Origin of the sequence: Nostoc sp. FACHB-110 (assembly GCF_014697425.1) — a bacterium.
GTDB lineage: Bacteria > Cyanobacteriota > Cyanobacteriia > Cyanobacteriales > Nostocaceae > Nostoc_B.
Genome location: NZ_JACJRU010000069.1, coordinates 1 through 18,485, shown reverse-complemented (window position 1 = coordinate 18,485; position 18,485 = coordinate 1). Strand labels below are relative to the sequence as shown.

Annotated in this window: 13 protein-coding genes; 8 read left to right on the top strand and 5 right to left on the bottom strand. The window is 40.4% G+C overall.

Going from position 1 to position 18,485, the window contains the following annotated elements; all coding sequences use genetic code 11:
• The 6 genes from H6G69_RS32550 to H6G69_RS32525 all read left to right on the top strand — a co-directional run.
• The coding region (locus H6G69_RS32550; protein ID WP_190693732.1) for a hypothetical protein at positions 1-2,225 on the top strand (2,225 nt) is incomplete at its 5' end.
• 32 nt (positions 2,226-2,257) lie between these two features.
• A complete protein-coding gene (locus H6G69_RS32545) occupies positions 2,258-2,890 on the top strand; it encodes a 2OG-Fe(II) oxygenase (RefSeq protein ID WP_190693730.1) in 633 nt (210 codons plus the stop codon).
• A gap of 322 nt (positions 2,891-3,212) precedes the next feature.
• Positions 3,213-4,130, top strand: coding sequence for a lipid kinase (locus H6G69_RS32540; RefSeq protein WP_190693728.1), 918 nt, complete (start codon positions 3,213-3,215; stop codon positions 4,128-4,130).
• A 203-nt stretch (positions 4,131-4,333) separates the two neighbouring features.
• The gene (locus tag H6G69_RS32535; RefSeq protein ID WP_190693726.1) at positions 4,334-4,939 is read left to right on the top strand and encodes an exopolysaccharide biosynthesis protein; all 606 of its coding nucleotides are present in this window, start codon (positions 4,334-4,336) and stop codon (positions 4,937-4,939) included.
• A gap of 708 nt (positions 4,940-5,647) precedes the next feature.
• Complete coding sequence (locus H6G69_RS32530) at positions 5,648-7,387, top strand: diflavin flavoprotein (protein ID WP_190693724.1); 1,740 nt, start codon at positions 5,648-5,650, stop codon at positions 7,385-7,387.
• 420 nt (positions 7,388-7,807) lie between these two features.
• The gene (locus tag H6G69_RS32525) at positions 7,808-9,520 is read left to right on the top strand and encodes a diflavin flavoprotein (protein WP_190693722.1); all 1,713 of its coding nucleotides are present in this window, start codon (positions 7,808-7,810) and stop codon (positions 9,518-9,520) included.
• 300 nt (positions 9,521-9,820) lie between these two features.
• On the opposite strand, the gene H6G69_RS32520 is transcribed toward H6G69_RS32525, so the two are convergent.
• The 4 genes from H6G69_RS32520 to H6G69_RS32505 form a co-directional block, all read right to left on the bottom strand.
• Positions 9,821-10,489: a Uma2 family endonuclease gene (locus H6G69_RS32520; protein ID WP_190693720.1), complete on the bottom strand. Its 669-nt coding sequence runs from the start codon at positions 10,487-10,489 to the stop codon at positions 9,821-9,823.
• Positions 10,490-10,823: 334 nt separating this feature from the next.
• Positions 10,824-13,520: a cyclic nucleotide-binding domain-containing protein gene (locus tag H6G69_RS32515; RefSeq protein ID WP_199336373.1), complete on the bottom strand. Its 2,697-nt coding sequence runs from the start codon at positions 13,518-13,520 to the stop codon at positions 10,824-10,826.
• A gap of 357 nt (positions 13,521-13,877) precedes the next feature.
• Complete coding sequence (locus tag H6G69_RS32510; RefSeq protein ID WP_190693718.1) at positions 13,878-15,653, bottom strand: WD40 repeat domain-containing protein; 1,776 nt, start codon at positions 15,651-15,653, stop codon at positions 13,878-13,880.
• 542 nt (positions 15,654-16,195) lie between these two features.
• Positions 16,196-16,534, bottom strand: a complete 339-nt coding sequence (locus H6G69_RS32505) for a hypothetical protein (RefSeq protein ID WP_190693716.1) — start codon at positions 16,532-16,534, stop codon at positions 16,196-16,198.
• Positions 16,535-16,720: 186 nt separating this feature from the next.
• On the opposite strand from H6G69_RS32505, the gene H6G69_RS32500 reads away from it, so the two are divergent.
• On the top strand, positions 16,721-17,398 hold the full coding sequence (locus H6G69_RS32500; RefSeq protein WP_190693714.1) for an SDR family oxidoreductase: 678 nt from the start codon (positions 16,721-16,723) through the stop codon (positions 17,396-17,398).
• Positions 17,399-17,451: 53 nt separating this feature from the next.
• Positions 17,452-18,051, top strand: coding sequence for a hypothetical protein (locus H6G69_RS32495; protein ID WP_190693733.1), 600 nt, complete (start codon positions 17,452-17,454; stop codon positions 18,049-18,051).
• 107 nt (positions 18,052-18,158) lie between these two features.
• On the opposite strand, the gene H6G69_RS32490 is transcribed toward H6G69_RS32495, so the two are convergent.
• Entirely contained in the window at positions 18,159-18,389 is a 231-nt protein-coding gene (locus H6G69_RS32490; protein ID WP_190693713.1) for a protease inhibitor I42 family protein, read from the bottom strand.
• Positions 18,390-18,485 lie beyond the last annotated feature (96 nt).

Below are 18,485 nucleotides of genomic sequence, written 5' to 3'. Positions count from 1 at the left end.
TTCAACCGCAACTGGAAAATCACACTTCAATTACTACTCCAGAAACAACAGCAAGTGATAATCTAGCATCAACATATGAAGCAGAATCAACTTCTAGCACAACAAATCATGTAAGTGTAGAATCAACTCTCATTCAACCACAACTGGAAAATCACACTTCAATTACTTCTGAAGAAACGATAGCGGTTGATAATTTAGTATCAACATATGTGCCAGAATCAACATCTAGCACAACAAATCATGTAAGTGTAGAATCAACTCTCATTCAACCACAACTGGAAAATCACACTTCAATTACTTCTGAAGAAACGATAGCGGTTGATAATTTAGCATCAACATATGAAGCAGAATCAACATCTAGCAAAACAAATAATAAAAGTGTAGAATCAACTCTCATTCAACCGCAACTGGAAAATCACACTTCAATTACTGCTCCAGAAGATAATTTAGCATCAACATATGAACCAGAATCAACATCTAGCAAAACAAATAATGAAAGTGTAGAACTAACCCTCATTCAACCACAACTGGAAAATCACACTTCAATTGCTGCTCAAGAAACAACAGCAAGTGATAATTTAGTATCAACATATGTGCCAGAATCAACTTCTAGCACAACAAATAATGCAAGTGTAGAACCAACCCTCATTCAACCACAACTGGAAAATCACACTTCAATTACTGCTCCAGAAGCGATAGCGGTTGATAATTTAGTATCAACATATGTGCCAGAATCAACTTCTAGCACAACAAATAATAAAAGTGTAGAATCAACGCTTATTCAGCCACGACTGGAAAATAATACTTCAATTGTTGCTCAAGAAGATAATTTAGTATCAACATATGTGCCAGAATCAACTTCTAGCGCGACAAATCATGCAAGTGTAGAACCAACACTCATTCAACCACAACTGGAAAATAATACTTCAATTGTTGCTCAAGAAGCGATAGCGGTTGATAATTTAGTATCAACATATGAAGCAGAATCAACATCTAGCGCGCCAAATAATAAAAGTGTAGAATCAACACTCATTCAACCGCAACTGGAAAATCACACTTCAATTACTGCTCAAGAAACAACAGCAAGTGATAATCTAGCATCAACATATGTGCCAGAATCAACTTCTATCAAGACAAATAATGTCAGTGTTGATTCTACACTAATTCAAACAAAACGGGAAAGTAATAATTATGTTGCTTCCCAGCTAGTAGATGATGAAGACGATCGCACTCTACCACAATCAACTCAAGAAGTCATGTTTCAGGATAAGCGATCGCAAGTTGAGCCTGCAACATCAACAACCAACAATCTAGACTCCACCCTTGTTCAAACACAACAAGCAAGTCAACATCAAGCTCTATCTGAAAATTATACACCTAACATTACATCCATTAGTGCTAGTACAGAATCAAACATTATTCAAAACAAACTCGAGAATGCTAATTTTACTTTTAGTCTAGAAAAGTCTGATATCATTCAACCAACTATAAAAAACAAACATTCATCTCAAAATGATGCAGCAACAATATCTAATTTAGAACCAAATCAAAAAAATATCTCACCAAAAAATTTATCTGCAAACAATACAGAAATTAATATTATTCAAGCCAAGCAAGAACCAGAAAATTTAAAACAAAAAACACATATTCCTCAATTACCTACAGCACTAGAAAAAATATCTATTTTTCATCCTCTGACTCAATCTTCTAATTTTATATCAGCCTCAATGACAGAGGAACCATCTTCAAACAAGAAATCCTATTCTATCTCTATATCTCCTGTTATTCCTCAGCAGATACAAAAACTACCAGCACAAGAAGATATACCGATTTCATGGTCAAACATTGCTGACTTAGTTGGAGAAAATCAAGTTGATCATAGTCCGCAAATGATTGTACAAGCACGCACCGAAAATCAGCAATGGCATCACATATCAAAACCTTTATTATCTAATAAGATAAAGCATAATCAGCTTGGGCAAACAAATTATCTTCATAATCCTAGCCAAATTATTCAAGCTTTTAGCAATTCTGAACATTCTCATGTAGCTGATGAAATGGAGGAGACTTATAATAATTCATTATCTAACGAAGATACTGCTGCAAAAGATGAATTGGAACACTTGGATACCCTGGCGCGTGAAATCTACAAGATGCTGAAACAGCGTTTAGATATAGAAAGAGAACGTCGAGGAAATAATTATTCTGGGCGTTTACCTTGGTAAATTTGTCTCAGGAATCAACTGCTCACAGAAAAGTGAAATATTATCAACAACAACCAAATGCCTTCCCCAGCGAATACTTGAATAACTTGTGGGGAGAAATTCACGCTTGTCCTTACTTTGCTGTCAACAACCTCAACCGCGATTTTGTTGGGACTAAGGGATTTTCTGTAGTGTTCAGGCGATCGCATATCTCCACAGTAGAGCAAAAATTCCCTTACTTCAAACCTTACCTGGATTTGGCTCTCCAAGCAAACTGTAACGCATTTTACCTCAATCCCTTACTACTTAAAGAAGGTTCTCGCGTTGACCCCCATATAGACCGTTCTCTGCGCTCTTACTGCAAAACTATTGAACCGCCTACTTTTGTCAGCGTTCTTTATGTGCGCGTACCAGAAAATATGGAAGGGGGTGAACTGGTACTCAAATCGCACAAACGCCAACTTGGACAAATTAAGCCGCAGATGAATACTTTACTCTACTTTCAAGGTGATTTAACTCATTCTGTCAACGCTGTGAGAACTCCTGGAAATCGCCTGAGTTTAGTTTGCGAACAGTACACTTTAAGCGATGCTGAACTCTTAGAAATACCAGAGTTTACCATTGAGTCTAGAGTCGCTAACTCTACCACCAAGAAAAAAAAGTCTGTCGCCCAGTCTAGTTTTTAACTGCGATCGCTCTTTTCATTTTAGCTTCCCTACACTCAATACCTTCTGTCAAGTACATTTTGACATAACTCTTCCTACCGGAGGATGCGTTTTTTCATGCCTACTTTCGCAGTGGAATGCATATAGAATCATATAATAAACATATTTAATTTTTGCAACAAATTAATATACTCATAGCCATCTTTTTTGCTACTATCTGTTTTCTCACTACACAAGTATATTCAGTGATCAAATTATATGCTCATATATACATTTAATAGTCACTTAAATAACATTCTTAAAACGTATTTAAGTTAACATCAATGAAAATACATATCAATATATGAATACAAACAATTGGGAAAATTTACCAAGAACACTACCTGTAAATACGAAAGCATTACTGTTAGTCAATCGTCATGCGCGCCAAGGACACGAGCGTTTATTAGAAGCAATATATTATCTGGAGAAACTAGGGTTTAAGTTAATCGAAGAATCGACAGAACATCCCCAGCATCTTTCAGAAGTTATTATCCGCCATCAGCATGAAGTTGACTTAGTAATTGTGGGCGGTGGTGATGGTACACTCAACGCAGCGGTCGATGCCTTAGTTGAAACTAAATTACCTTTAGGAATTTTACCTTTAGGTACTGCCAACGACTTAGCCAGAACATTAGGAATTCCGAATGCCTTAGCAGAAGCGTGTCAAATTATTGCTTGTGGAGAAATGCGTTACATTGATTTAGGCTGGGTCAATGATAAGCATTTTTTCAACGTCGCTAGTATGGGATTGAGTGTAAAAATTACTCAACGCCTCACTAAAGAAGTCAAACGCCGTTGGGGAATATTTGCTTATGCTGCTATTGCCTTACAAGTAATTTGGGAATCTCGTCCCTTTAGCGCCGAAATTAGGATGAAAGATAAATCCTTTCGCGTCAAAACTGTGCAAATAGCAATAGGTAATGGTCGATATTATGGTGGTGGTATGGCAGTAGTTCATGATGCCACAATTGATGACCAAAGATTAGACCTTTATAGTTTAGAAATCCAACATTGGTGGCAAATCATCCCCTTATTACCTGCAATGCGACAAGGCAGACACATTCGCTGGCGTGGTGTCCGTGCTTTGCAAGGACAAGAATTTGAAATTTCTACTCGTAAACCCCGTCCAATTAATACCGATGGCGAAATCACAACTTACACCCCAGCAACCTTCAAAGTCATACCCAGGGCGGTGAAGGTTTTAGTACCACCGCTATGAATTGTAGGGAGTGGGGAATAGGAGAGAACTAACGCACAAAGATTGTCTGTTCAGAATGGGTGTAAGGGTTTGAGAATCTTATATGCCTAACCTTCCCCCAAACGCTTGATTTTTAATATCACTGCGTCAGCCCTGCCTCATATCCAAATTGTTATACTTAAGAAAAGCTGGGTCTTGTGGTAAGTCACGCCAACTCACGTTAAATGCATCTGAGATTTTCGCACGAAATTAAATCTTTATTACAACGCTTATCCGAGCAACACCTAAGCTTAGGTGATATTTTGACAGAGACGGCTGAACGAGGGTTCAGCATTGTAATTATATTGTTAGTTTTGCCTTTTTTGTTTCCCATGCCACCGGGATTAACTGGGCCGTTTGGTGTTGCTTGTTTGTTATTATCAGTACAGATGATTTTAGGTAAGCGATCGCCTTGGCTGCCTCAAAGAATTGCTAGATATAAATTTCCGCGTGCTTTTGCTCAATTTCTCTTACGCAATTTACATAGACTCACGAGAATATTAGAAAAAATCACCCGCCCGCGCTTAAAAAAAATTGCCCTCAACCCTTGGACTTGGCGAATTAATGGGTTGTGTATTTCTTGGTTAACAATATTATTAATGTTACCCATACCTTTGACAAATCCCATTCCTACAGTTGGGATTTTACTTTTGGCAGTAGCTACTATTGAGTCTGATGGTTTACTAATTTGTTGTAGTTATGTTTTGACTGCTTTGATTACTTCAATATTTGCATTTATTGGTTATGCAATCTGGTTAGCACCTAGTTTGCTACCTTCTATATTGAGATAATCAATGCATCTAGATAAAATGTAAAAATAAATAATTTAGCTATTTGTCTACGCTGTTGTTACTTTTAAGTCAGATAAATAAAAGCCCTCAGCCAATGACTGAGGGCTTCAAATTAATTAGGGTGCATCTACTACTATCCCTATATGCGTAGGAATGCTGACCATATCCGGAAGAATTGCAAATCGCCTCTGACAACTGGTAAAAACCCAAAGTAATGTAGCTTTAATACACAAATAGTATTTGAACCAACAACTCTGTGTATTATCCTTTATTTGCTAAATATCCTTTCTTGCTTTTGAAATGAAGATCAGATTTTTAAACTCTCAGGATGTCATCTTTTACCGCGAGTTTCGTCTGCAAGCATTCAGAGAGTCACCGACAGCTTCAGGATGTTTGACACTTATTTTAAACACATCGGTGAGGAAATATATGCTTTTTGTTACGGAAATCTTGCCAAAAAAAATAAGTTATGTATGATATGTTAGGGATTTTAAATTATGCCAATAAATATTAATATTTAAAATGTGATACCCTGACTGGGACTGATTTATAAGGAAGATTCTGAGTTAAAAAGAATGCTGAAAAACAGCAATAATTGATACAACTTCAATTTTTTGAAAAATAGTCTTCATTACAACTTTAAAATTAATTTGTCGGCACAATGGGGGCAGAGAAAGATTACTAAAGATTTGCGCTCGGAGACGAATAATGGTAGCAATGTCTACGACCGGCTATGCCCACGCAGAAAATGTTCAGCATCGGCTCACTGTCCAAACTGTAGAAATTGCCCCTAATACGACGGCGATTCGCTGTCTTGATTGGGATCGCGATCGCTTCGATATCGAATTCGGACTGCAAAACGGTACGACTTACAATTCCTATTTAATTCGGGGCGAACAAACAGTTTTAATTGATACTTCTCACCAGAAGTTTCGCCAACTGTATTTAGACACACTCAAAAGTATCGTCAACCCCAAGACCATTGATTACATTATTGTTAGCCACACAGAGCCAGACCATAGCGGCTTAGTGGAAGATGTCTTACAATTAGCACCACGAGCGACTGTTTTAGCTTCTAAGATTGCGTTGCAATTTTTAGAAGGTTTGGTACATGATCCTTTTTCCAAGCGGATTGTCAAAAGTGGCGATCGCATTGATATTGGTAAAGGTCACGAAATAGAATTTGTGAGTGCGCCTAACTTGCATTGGCCTGACACCATTTTTAGTTTTGATCGCAAAACCCAAACTCTTTATACTTGCGATGCCTTTGGGATGCACTTTTGTGATGATCGCACCTTTGATGAAGATTTAGAAGCGATCGAAGCTGACTTTAGATTTTATTATGACTGTCTGATGGGGCCAAATGCGCGATCGCTGTTGAATGCGATGAAGCGGATGGGCGAACTGGGCAAGATTAAGATTATCGCTAACGGTCACGGGCCTTTACTTTATCATCATCTAGATATTCTGACTGAGTGCTATCAAAGCTGGAGTCAAAGACAAGCCACAGCTCTCACCAGTGTTGGTTTATTCTACACTTCTGAGTATGGTTATAGCGATCGCCTCGGTCAAGCCATTTCCGAAGGGATTCAAAAAACTGGTGTGGGTGTAGAGTTTCTCGACCTCAGCACCGCCGAAGCGCAAGAAATTCAAGAACTCGCAGGTAGAGCAGCAGGTATTATCATTGGGATGCCTCCTTCTACCTCAGTTGCAGCACAAGCTGGTATTAGTTCTTTAATTTCCGTTGCTAAAGACAAACAATTCTTTGGCTTATTTGAATGCTTTGGTGGCGATGATGAACCAGTCGATACCCTCCGCCGGAAATTTCTCGACTCTGGTGTCAAAGAAGCTTTCCCCGCCATTCGGATTAAAGAAGCTCCCACCGCATCTACCTATCAATTGTGTACAGAAGCCGGCACAGATTTAGGGCAAGCCGTCACCCGCGAACGTAACATCAAGCAAATCAAAGCTCTTGATGTGAACATGGAAAAAGCCCTGGGCAGAATTAGCAACGGACTGTATATCGTCACCGCCAAAAAAGATGATGTCAGCAGTGCGATGTTAGCCTCTTGGGTCAGCCAAGCCAGCTTGCAACCATTAGGATTTACAATTGCTGTTGCTAAAGACCGCGCCATTGATGCTTTAATGCAGGTAGGCGATCGCTTTGTGCTGAACGTCTTAGAAGAAGGCAACTATCAAGAACTGAAAAAGCACTTTCTCAAGCGTCTACATCCCGGTGCTGATAGATTTGCAGGTGTGAAAACCCAAACCGCCAAAAACGGTTCACCAATTTTGACAGATGCCCTTGCATATATGGAATGTGAAGTGCAGAGTAGTATGGAGTGTAGCGACCACTGGATTTTATACTGCACAGTCCAAGACGGTCGTGTTTCTAAACCCGATGGCTTAACCGCAGTCCGCCATCGCAAAGTTGGTAATTACTACTAAATTAAATCTGAAGTCTGAAGTCTGAATTATGAAGTCTGAAAGAGGGAACAGAGTTGAAAGTTTTCCAGTATATGGCTTAATACAGTTCAGTTAAGGCAACAACTTAGACTGGTGTAGGTTGGGTGGAGGAACGGAACCCAACATTCACGCATACTTTGTTGGGTTACGGTATCGCTACACCCAACCTACTATTCTCTTAACTGAACCGTATTGGTATATAGCTTTGTTCTTTCAATTTGTACCTCATTCATCTGCCATTTACCGCATCAATAATGTTTCATACTTCATACTTCATACTTCATACTTCACACTTCATACTTCACACTTCATACTTCATACTTCATCATGTCTTTTACAGATTTTATTCAATCCGTTAAAGCTCGGTTTTTGCCCTTTTTCTCTTCACATCAACCAACACCTATGAGCGATTCCAAACCCCGTGACGTACAGGTTTCTCCCATTGCGACCAACATCAAAGTTCTCAGAGCGCGTAGCAAGTCACGTCTGCGGTTTGAAATTGAATACGCATTAGAAAGAGGTACAACCTCTAATTGTTATCTGATTGAAGGTGATAAAACGGCGATTATTGACCCACCTGCTGATACTTTCACACCAATTTTTTTGGAAGCATTACAGCAGAACATTAATTTGAAAAAATTAGATTACGTCATCCTGGGACATTTTAGCCCCAACCGGGTGGGAACTTTAAAAACATTGCTGGAAGTAGCTCCACAAATTACCTTTGTTTGTTCCCTTCCTGGTGCGGCTAATTTAAAGGCAGCTTTCCCTGATGATAGTTTAAATATTTTGGTAATGCGGGGGAAAGAAACCCTCGATTTAGGTAAGGGTCATGTGTTGAAATCCATACCTACACCTAACCCGCGCTGGCCAGAACACCTCTGCACTTATGACCAGCAAACCCAAATTTTGTTTACAGATAAACTTTTCGGCGCACATATCTGCGGTGAGGATGTTTTTGATGACCATTGGGAACAAATCAAAGAAGACCAACGCTACTATTACAACTGTTTGATGGCTTCCCAAGCGAAGCACGTCGAATCAGCTTTGGAAAAAATTTCTGATTTTCAAGTGCGGATGTATGCGGTTGGTCACGGGCCGATTGTTCGCAGTAGTTTGATTGAACTGACTAAAGCATATAGCGACTGGAGCCGTTCGCAACGAAATCGAGAAATTTCGGTGGCTTTACTTTATGCCTCAGCTTACGGTAATACTGCCACATTAGCACGAGCGATCGCCCTCGGCTTGACCAAGGGTGGCGTTGAAGTTCAATCAATCAACTGCGAATTTGCTACCCCCGAAGAAATCCAAGCCGCAGTGGAAAAATCAGATGGTTTTATTATCGGTTCCCCTACAATTGGCGGTCATGCACCGACCCCCATTCACACCGCTTTAGGTATTGTCTTGAAAGTTGGCGATAACAACAAAGTTGCGGGTGTCTTCGGTTCCTACGGCTGGAGTGGCGAAGCTGTAGAAATGATTGAAGGTAAATTGCGCGATGCTGGCTATCGCCTGGGTTTTGAAACTTTAAAAGTGAAATTCAAACCCGACGATGTTACCCTCAAATTCTGCGAAGAACTCGGTACAGATTTCGCTCAGAATTTGAAAAAAGCCCGAAAAATCCGTGTACCCCAACAAGCGGCAACCCCTGTAGAACAAGCAGTAGGGCGCATTGTGGGTTCGGTTTGCGTGATTACTGCCAAGCAAGGCGATGTTTCGACTGGAATGTTGGGTGCTTGGGTATCGCAAGCTACCTTTAACCCACCGGGTTTAACTGTAGCGATCGCCAAAGAACGCGCCATAGAATCTTTAATGTATCCTGGTGGTAAGTTTGCCTTAAATATCCTAGCAGAAGGCAATCACCAGGAATATATGAAGCATTTCCGCAAGAATTTTGCCCCAGGCGAAGATAGATTTGCTCAATTTACCACCACTGCTGCGGAAAATGGTTGCACAGTTTTAACCGATGCGCTGGCTTACGTCGAATGTTCTGTTGAACAACGTCTAGAATGTGGCGACCATTGGGTAGTTTACGCCACCGTTGACAACGGTAAGTTAATTAAACCAGATGCAGTCACAGCAATTAATCACCGTAAAACAGGTACTCATTACTAAATAATTCCTTTTCCCTACCGCCCTGCGGACATTTACAACCAAGCCAGCGCTGAAATTATTCTAGGCAGCACTGGCTTTTTTTTGTTCCGTCATCTTATTTAATTGTTCGTTAGTTTTTACGGTGGGCATTATTTAGCCAAATCGAAATAAACTCAAAATTTAGTATGTAATGCCTACTTGACTAACTATTAGTTAGTAGGTTGGGTGAAGCGATAGCGAAACCCAACATTCAATAACCTTGGCATTGTTGGGTTACACTGCGTTTCACCCAACCAACCTACATTTATTTTACTGTTGAAGTTATAGCCTGCGCTCATCGGCTGCTTTTAACCCTTGCTCAAATTCGTCAATAGCTTGAATTGAATCTGAAATTGTCAGACATTGCGAGAGCATTGAAATATCTAATTCTGGCAATATCTCACTTTGAAAGATAGGTTCATACCCGTAAGTATCAGGGTAAACAGTGGCTTGCTCTTGCTGAGAATTGTCTCGTAAATGATATAACTTAAACTGATTTCTCTCCCAAAACCAGACTTCTGCAACTCCTAATCTACGGTAGATTTCCAGTTTGCTCACACTACCACTTGTCAAAACTACTTCTATTGCTAAATCTGGTACTTTTTTCTCTTCGCCTATACAATAACATTCGTCTGGTTCTGCACCAGCTTTTCTTGCTTTATTTTTAAAAGTAGAACTTCCCATAGGTACAAACCGAATGCGCTTGCTATAAAAGAAACGCTCTAACAACATACCTAAATTCGTTTTGATTTTTTCATGTCTAATTGACGGTGACACGATTTCTAATATTCCATCTAAATAATTAACACGGTAATGAGAGTTATTTTCTAGTTTCGCCAATAGCGATTCGTAGCTTTCCCAACTCACACCACTACTGATGAACCTTTCTTCTGGGTCTTTACTATGACCCAATTCTGGCTCATCAATTAATTCTTTCAGGCTGCTGACCATTGTCATCTCTCCTGTTAATTTTTATATGGTAGATTGGTTGGAGCGATCGCACAACTCAAGTTTGGTGTACTTCGACAAGCTGAGTGATATCATGTCCGGCTAATCAGTTGTGATTCGACAATATTTGTGCAGAAACGACAAAACCCTCTCCCCTGCCCCCTTGCACCCCTGCTCCCCTGCGACCTTAATGATAAATCTTTAACAGGACACGATATGACCGCCTGTGTAGACTAACAAAAAATCAAGGTTTTTAACCCGCATAGGCGGGTTAAATCCTGTTTAGCAGTGACTTCCAGTCGCCCTCGTTCTACGGACAAAAACTGATGAAAATTTTTCACATCATCAAGTTAAAAAAGAATACTGTAAAACCTAACATTAATAGTAGATGTGGAATGTTGTGAACGAGCGATCGCTTGGTAATTCGCAACAGAGGATAAGGACTAAACAGCATTGCCGAGATGAGAGTTACACCTTGCAAGAATTTTGCTACATCCCAACTCCAGGTGAGTGTCGGTAAGTTTGAAGTACTGTAACCCAATGTCTGTGCTAAAACCGGGAGCATTTGCCCGGCTTCTGTGATGGTAGCTGGAATGTAATGAGTGAGATTGGCAGCTAGGGTTAAGGGAAGATAAGCATAGATGACTGTGAGATAGTCTGGTTGCTCTGAATCGAAAACGCAAGCGATTTTATGAGTCAAATAAGTTAACACCCCAGGAATGCTTAAAAGAACAAAAGCTAAAGGAAGGCTGATGAGCAAATGATCTGCATCAACAGCAAAACCAGCAAATCCCAACCATGCCACAATCCTCTGGGCGTGGTGCATAAACACACCACCCAACAACAGCAATAAAAGCGCGACTTCTGCCCAGAATCCCTTGTGATTATCTAGCAAATCCGCAGCCGGGAAGCGCAAATTCAGTTGGGCAGAGCGATTAGGACAACCTTTGAGGCAAGTCATACATAATATACAATCTCGATTGTCCTGTAATTGGGCTGGATGTACGTAAAGTGGACATCCCCCTGTGGCTTGTCCTTCATTTGGTAATGCTTCTGCAAAGGTGATGGGTGTGGGACTTGTACCTTTATAACAGCCAAAGGTGTTGCACTGACTACCACATAACTGTTGTACTGAGCGTAACTCCAGGATTGCCAATTTAGCAAACAAACCATTCATCCCACCGATGGGGCAAAGATACCGACACCATAATCGCCGTTCATAGATGAGGCTAAAAATGACTGCCCCAGCTGTGATTGTCAACAGCAAGCAGGCAGAAAGGTAGGCATGGTGTGGTAAATCCCAGAGTTTTTCCCATAGGTAAATTGCTAAAAAACCACCAAAGACTACCCAACCTCCCCAACGGTTTAACCATTTTGTATTCCAGGTCAGTTGTTGGCGTGGAAATAACCAGAGAGAAATTCGCCGTATCCATTCTCCGGCGATCATAAATGGACAAACGGCACACCACAGCCGACCAACAAAAGCAAACAAAAATAGATAACCAGGCCACCACCACGCCCAAAACAAATTCAAGGTAATACTGTGATGGCGCTCTTGAGGGCCAATAAAACCGAGAATGGTCACAGGGACAAAAACTGCCATCATAACCACCCAAATCATTTCTGGATACCAGCGACTCAGCAAGATTTTTCGCAACCAAGGCACATGAGTTAACAAATCCAATCGAAAGAGGTTTTTGGTGGATTGTACTGACCACAATGCTTGTTCTGGGATGACTGAATGCCCAGGTGGTGTCATAATCACGGCTCGGTGTAAAATCTCGGCCAGTTCTTTGATATTTGCAGGGTAGTGATAGCTGATAAGACGGCGGAGATCGGATTGATCTAGTCTTAAAAGGGGGCGATTCTGTTCTTGGCAAACTCGGTTTAAGAAATACTTGGCAAAATCTGGAATGTCTGCTTTACGTTGAGGTAGGGTAAAAAGTTTGATGGTAATGGTATTAATCTCTGGTAACTCCAGTTTGTCTGGCGATGCCAAAATCAGACGCACCCAAGATTGACTGGGTAAAGCAGGTTGATTAACTAAATTAACTTTGCCGACAATACCTTGATTTGAGCGGACTAATCCGGTTTTAAGATAGTAGATTAGGCGTGAGCGATCGCCTTGGCTCAATACCTGTACATTATCTAGTAGTAGTGTACCCCGCTCTAACAGTTGCAGTAGTCCTGGCTGCTGGCCTAATCTACCAAACAAGGTATCTGTATCTAACCGACCATCCTCGGCACGCGGCAAATCTGCACAATCCATTTCCGCAAAGGGTTGAGATGCTAAGGCAGAACGAGTATGAATTAAACTGGCGATGAATGTTTTCCCTGTGCCTGCTTCGGCTTGCAAGACGATGGGCTGATGATCCTCAGATGCGGCAAGATTTATCTGTTGTGTCAGCTTTTGGGCTGCTTTACTATTTCCTAGAATGCTTGTTTTATTAGGTAATGGCTGAATGTAAGATTGTAAGCCTTGCATCCGCATTTCTTCCCAGGCTATGCGCGCGGCATATTCATGTACATCCTGAGACAACTGGGAATGTATCACCTGTTGAATTGCAGGGTATTTATCAATTAACGTATAAAATACTGCTTTTGGTAAGAATAAAATAGTACTGTTGGTCAGTGCGATCGCATTAGTTTGATATGTGCCTTCTACTGCATTGGCGACCAGTGTATATCCAAATAAGTCTCCGGCATTCCGATAGCGAATTAGTGATTGACCAATCAGCGATTTTCTAAAAATCTCTACTTTTCCCGATTTCAACAGATACAAACCAATGGGAGTTTGTTTTTCTTGGTAGATGAGTTTTCTTTCTTCTACTTCAAAGTAATAGAACGAACTAGCGAGTGCTTTTAGTGCGTCTACTGGCAATTTTCCCCAAATTGGATGAACTAAAAGCCAATTCCCACACTCATCAACTTTGTCATCATTTGTTACATCATGCTCAATATCTGTAAGCAACGGTAATGGTTGCTCTATCATTGCCTTCAAATTAGGATATTGACAGGTTTGTGTAGAATCCATTTCCGAATTCAGTCCTTGCTGAATAAAGGTAGTACTGCATTTAGGTTAAGTACAATTTGATACTTTCCATGCTTAATACTAACCTACTTAAATTTAATAGCTAGATTTTTTTGTGAAGTTTAAGCTAGTAGCAGAACTCAACATTTAATCAGTTTGGCATTGTTGGGTTCCCATACGTTTCACCTCACCTACATTGATGTCATTGCGACTTCACTCTAGTTTTTCGCTAACCAATGCCATCCATGTAAAAATCTCATCAGATTATGGCTCAAGTTTCATCAGCCTAATTCGCCAAATATTAATTGTGGGATAAGTGAATTACTCATCCCACAAAACTATAAACATCCATTGTAATTATTAACTACGCTGCCAAATTTTGATGGTCTTATCTAAACTGGCACTGACTAACATTTCCCCAGAAGTTGTAAAGGCTAAGGCTGTAACTATATTGCTATGACCTGTAAATGTGCCTAACAATTCGCCTGTATTTAAATGCCACAACTTGATAGTCTTATCTGCACTACCACTGGCAATAATTTGCTCGTCTGGGCTAAGAGCGATCGCATATACTCTATCGGTATGGCCTTTAAATGTGCGAACTAATTTTCCTGTCTCTAAGTGCCACATTTTTACGGTATGATCCCAGCTACCACTAATTAGCCATTGCCCATCATCACTAATTGTTAAGGAACGCACAACGTGAGAATGTCCTGTCAAACTATGCAGTGGTTCGATTTCTTGGAGTGTTTTACATACGCTAAATTGTTCTGTGTGCCAGACTTTGATTTTGCGGTAACTACCAGTGACGAGAGTTTTGCCGTCTCGACTCAACGCTAGGGAATGGGCCGCAGTATCATCTAAGGATAAGGCGATCGCTACTTGACGTTCCATCAAATCCCAAAACAGGACTTTGCGATCATCTCCACCAGTGGCTACCATCCGCCCATCAGGGGTAAAAGCAGCACACCGGACTACGCCATTGTGCTTGTGTAAAATATCAATTAATTCTAACGCGCCTACGTGCCAAATTTTAACTTTTGAGTCTGCGCCAACACTGACTAATGTATGCCCATCAGGGCTAAAAGCGATAGAATTCACATCATCAACTAGCCCAGAAACTATCCAAGGCGACTCTGATAAGGTATCAATTAATTCACCTTTACTTAAATCCCAAAGTTTAGTTTCCCCACGACTACCACTAGCTAAAATCGGCATAACATAGCCATTGTGGCAACGGGAAGTAAAACCCAGACAATGAATTCCTTGGGTGTGTCCTTTTAATGTTTGCCAACATTCCCAATCACCAATAATTTCTTTTTGGGGATGGTCTGATGGAACAATGTGAATAATTTCGGCGATCGCTTGCTCTTCAATCGCTGGCAAGGTATCTTTCTGACTAGTCTTTTTTGGAGTTAATGAATCTAAATACCAACTTAATCCTCCCGCGTATAACAAATTGCTGGGAGTTACATAAGATTTTGTTTCGCTAAATTCAACTTGATTACTTGGTAAAAAACCAGCGATGACGGCGTGTTTTTCGTACCCTGATTTACCATTCGATGGGTAAAAAAGACACAAAAAAATTAATACTTGGTGGTTGCGTAAATCATCTTGAGTAACTGACCACCTCACTTTGTCTTTTTTAATTCCATTAAAACTTTCACCATCCGCTGCGTAAACTTGAATACTTAGCTGAGGATTTTCTGTCAGTAAGTATGTAAATTTACTTTCACCCCGCAAATTGCCTTCGTCATCTAACACCATATTTTGGATGGTGTCTTGTGGCAATTTTTTGACCAATTTACCTAAGCGTTCAGCCATTACTTGGTCAACAATTTGCTCCCGCAAAAGATAATCTTCTGCTTGCTGCTGGAAGTGTTTCGGATAGGGAATCACCCAGTCAGGCGGTTCGGGGTATTCTGGCGGGATGGGTGGCGGATTTTTGGCGAGAATTTCGGCGTGTTGGCGCGAAAACTCCCGCAGTTTGGCTAATGGTTCACCCCAAAATGCCATAATTTCGCTGTGACAACCTTTAACTTGACTATCTAGTAAAGATAAGTCGTAAGTTTTCGGTTTTTTTACACGTTGAAGGAAATCAGCTTGCTGTGCTTTTAGTAAGCTAATCCAATCCATCTGCATTCCAGCGGCACAATATTGCATACCTACAGTAAGCTATACCAACGTAATTACTCAAGTTTATAACCTCTAGTAAAATAGAAATTCGGTAATCTTCGCAGTCAAACAGAACACATTTGTAAATTTACGTTTGTGAATTGTATACCTGTGAACATCACTCAGAATTTGCTTTCACAACTAATTGATACCAAATTGAGACTAAAAAAGCCTGTTGTGAGATTTTGCCGTAGTCTTGTGGTCAAGACTTTTAACCTAAAATCTCACATTTACAATTGGTATGAGGTATCTATAATTAAATGATGTCAGACAATTCTAACTAAACTAGAGTTGGAGATACTGTTTCTAGAGAAACAGTAATATTTGTAAAGAAGAGTATGATTTGAGAGAAACTTGCAGTTTATTAGGCAAGTTACTCAAATTTAGGTTGATGCTAACTATGCTGACAGAAATTATTAAAAATTATACGCTATTAGTGGCATAAATATTTAAATTATTTGCGTATACTAGCAAGCAGTAAACATGAGACAAAAAGTGCTATTCTAAGGGGCTGGATGATTATTGCGATCGCGGGCTTCTAGCTGCTTAATTTTCATCTTTAAATCAAACTCTTCATGACTGACGATTGTTTCTAAATTAGCTATTCTTTGCTCTAACAGTTCCACTTGCTGTGGTTGGAGATAACCCGCTTTGGATTTTTTATCATCAGAACGCCAGATAGCGATCGTTCCTACTGTCGCACCACCAATCGCCGCCAAAGGCAGCACCGCCCCACTTCTAGTAACAGCCGAAAGCGGAATACACACAGCTAAAATTCCTACTGTGATTCCCCAAATTCTGGTGGTAGTCACTGCTCTCACATCTTCAGATTTTTTACTCATCAGTCTTCCCCTTTAAGAGTTAATTGCTAGATTCGCACAATCGCTAGCAAAAATACCTCCTACGATAGGATTAAGCACAAATACTCTGCTGAGATTATAGTATTAAAAATAACTAGTATCTTGAGAAACGTTCATCTTCTGATAGAATCCTTTGAGCGAAAGTAAGTAGTAGTTCAGCAACTAATTATGACAAGTGCATCTTACATTTTTTTGGCAGGGGCAAGTCGTGGTGTTGGGCGAGAAATTGCCAAATGTCTAACAGCGCAGAAATTAAAAGTCAAAGCACTGCTAAGGAATGAATCTGCTGCTGCTGAATTAAAAGCCTTAGGCGTGGATGTGGTTATAGGTGATGCGATGAATGTCAGTGATGTTGAAAAAGCCATACTGACAGATGAACCGATCCACGCAGTTATCACTACAATTGGCGGTTTACCCACAGACGTAGAGAAACCAGATTTTCCGGCTAATCAAAATTTGATAGATGTTGCAGTCAAAGCCAAAGTACAAAAGTTTATTCTTGTCACTTCTATTGGAACTGGTAATAGTGTGGGGGCATTGTCGCCGCAAACATTGGCTGTACTACAACCAGTTTTAGTAGAAAAAGATAAAGCCGAACAGCACTTAATTGCTAGTGGACTGACTTATACAATTATCCGTCCTGGTGGACTCAAATCAGAAGCAGCCACAGGAAACGCTGTGTTAACTGAAGATACAAGCATTATAGGTAGTATTAATCGTGCTGATGTCGCAGATTTAGTTTGTCAGAGTTTAAATAGCGATCGCACCAATAATAAAATATTGTCAGCCGTAGATAAAAATATGCTGTTTGGACAGCGAGAATTTGTCGAATTTAGTTTAGATTAGTAATCTGGGCAAGTGAGGAGTAGAGGTCAGTTAACGAATGACCAGTGACAACTATGCCATACAGTAGTTTTACCTTAGCGAAGATTAAGAAAGAGTTTGGTTTAACCACGGTTGAAGCCGGACGGTTTTTACCGCAAATTGAGGCGATCGCACCTAGTTCTCGCTTACAAATGATGTTAGAAGATTTACCTTGGGCGATCGCAGTTGGTTCAGAAAAAGCCAAGTCTGAGGGAATTATTTACCCGATTCTGCAAGAGGTGAGACGGATTGTTAATAATCAAGTGAGTTTGTTTTCTGGTCGAGATTTTACAGTAGATGCAGACAAGGGGTTAAGTGGCTATGTAGATTATTTAATCAGCCGTTCTCCAGAACAACTAGAAATTGAAGCACCTGTTGTAGTTGTCGGAGAAGCAAAAAGAGATAACCTCAATGAAGGCTTGGGACAATGTATTGCGGAAATGATCGCGGCGCAATTATTCAACCAAGCCAATCAGGTGAATATTCCTACAATTTATGGAGCAGTTAGTAATGGAACCCAATGGCGGTTTTTGAAATTGGAACAGTCAACGGTGACAATCGATTTAATGGATTATGCACTACCTCCAGTTGACCAGATTTTAGGTTTTCTCGTCTGGATGGTGCAAGAAGGTTGAGGGGCGATCGCACTTTTGTGTTTTGAGAGAATGCGATCGCCTTTGCAAAGAGTAACTACAGAGAAAAGCTCTTAAGCTATGGATTTTACTGTCGGCTATAGCTACATTTACTCAGTTATCTCAATATTAAGAACAACTGTCTCAGCAGGCTCTTGCTGACCAGGTGGAAAAAGCTCGAACATAACAGAGCCTTGACCTTCTCTGATTGCTCTAAAATTCCAAATCTTCATTCCTGGAACACCTACAGCTTGGGTAGATGGATGAAGGACTATCTCTTCAGCCAGTTCATAAACACCGGAATTGTCTGGTCTAAAATGCCAGGTATAACCATTTGTCACAAGTTAAGGCTGTGAGGCAGTTGTCAAGGGGGTTTGAGAAGATGGCTGAAAGAAAAATTCAGGTGTGCCTCGTTGTTGATCAGGGAAGGGTGCAAC